The organism is Bradyrhizobium sp. CSS354, from assembly GCF_029051725.1.
GTDB lineage: Bacteria > Pseudomonadota > Alphaproteobacteria > Rhizobiales > Xanthobacteraceae > Bradyrhizobium.
On record NZ_JAACFU010000069.1, the window covers coordinates 1 to 1195 of the forward strand.

General features: G+C 59.9%; 4 protein-coding genes. All 4 read left to right on the forward strand.

Annotated elements, in window-relative coordinates; translation table 11 throughout:
* On the forward strand, positions 1–154 hold a 154-nt coding region (locus tag GWG67_RS38650; RefSeq protein WP_275174885.1), incomplete at its 5' end, for a dodecin domain-containing protein.
* Positions 155–314: 160 nt separating this feature from the next.
* The gene (locus GWG67_RS38655) at positions 315–623 is read left to right on the forward strand and encodes a hypothetical protein (RefSeq protein WP_035992227.1); all 309 of its coding nucleotides are present in this window, start codon (positions 315–317) and stop codon (positions 621–623) included.
* Between the two features lie 144 nt (positions 624–767).
* Positions 768–944 carry a hypothetical protein gene (locus GWG67_RS38660; protein ID WP_275174882.1) on the forward strand — a complete coding sequence of 59 codons (177 nt, stop codon included), beginning with the start codon at positions 768–770 and terminating at the stop codon, positions 942–944.
* A gap of 39 nt (positions 945–983) precedes the next feature.
* The coding region (locus GWG67_RS38665; protein WP_275174884.1) for a GcrA family cell cycle regulator at positions 984–1195 on the forward strand (212 nt) is incomplete at its 3' end.

A 1195-nucleotide genomic window follows, 5' to 3' on the forward strand; every position in this document is an offset into this window, starting at 1 on the left:
GGCGGCTGCCAATGCGGTCGAGCAAGCCGCTAAATCCCTCCGGGATCTTCGCATTGCAGAGGTGGTCAAGCTCGATATGCAACTGGACGACAAGGGAAAAGTCGAGGCCTATCGCACCAAGCTCAACGTCTCGTTCAAGTTCGAAGGCACCTGAGCCTCAAGCACCTCGCCCTTGCGGGCGAGGATGCCTCATGGGAAAAGGCGCGTTGCGCGGTCCGCCCAACCGGGCGCTGTGGTCTATCGCGGAGGTTGGCACTGGTCCGACTGGGACCGATATGCTCTGATGCGGGGAGCGTATGGCGCGTGGTGGACCCATGTACATGGTCATTCGCAAATACACGAAGGTTCGTTCGGTGGCGGACGCCGCTCGTCGCGCCAAGAGCGGCGTCGGTGAGATCCTGAGGCAATCGCAGGGATTTAGATCTTACCATGTGCTGGATGCGGGCGACGGTGTCGGCATCGCCATGATGATATTCGATGACCGCGAAAGCGCCAACGTAGCAAACGCCAAGATACTGGCGTTTGTTCAGGCAAGTCTGCATGACCTCGATCTTGGGGTTCCCGAAATCACCAGCGGCGAGCTTTTGGTTGACATAGAGTCTGATGGGTTTTCGATCAAGTAGCCTCGCCAGTTGCGTGGCGGTGCTGCCCCTGCTCATGTCGTCGACCTGATGTCACCCTCGCGTTTGCGACAGTCGCGCGCCCTGGATCTGCGCGTGCCGCCGGTCAGGATTTCACCGAAGATGCTTTTCGAGGAGCAGCAACACATGAAGCAACACACCTTCGAAGCTTCCATCACGGCGATCTGCTGGACACCGCTCGTGCTTATGGGCAGCGCGACGCCCCCAAGAGATCCCGATGAAGATGAAGAGGATGAAGAGGATGAAGATGACGAAGACGGCGATGACGAACCGGCGGTCGTGCGCGAGCCGGACGAAGACTAGATTGACGCGTGTTCGACCGTCGGTGCTATAATATCCCCCATGGGCTGGGATGCGAAAGACATAGAGCTCCTCACCAGGCTCTGGTCCGCAGGACATAGCGCGGCGCAGATAGCGCGGCGGCTCGGGTGCAGTCGTAACGCGGTCTGCGGCATGCTGACCCGTCAGGGCCTGAAGCGCGGTCACAAGTCGCTCACGGCAAGGCCCAAGATAAGGCAGACACCGAAGCTGAGGGCGACGTCGTCGGCAGCTTG

Excerpts from the sequence above, each read along its gene's own strand:
- GWG67_RS38655 (WP_035992227.1), top strand. The coding sequence starts at position 315 with ATGTACATGGTCATTCGCAAATACACGAAGGTTCGTTCGGTGGCGGAC.
- GWG67_RS38660 (WP_275174882.1), top strand. The coding sequence starts at position 768 with ATGAAGCAACACACCTTCGAAGCTTCCATCACGGCGATCTGCTGGACA.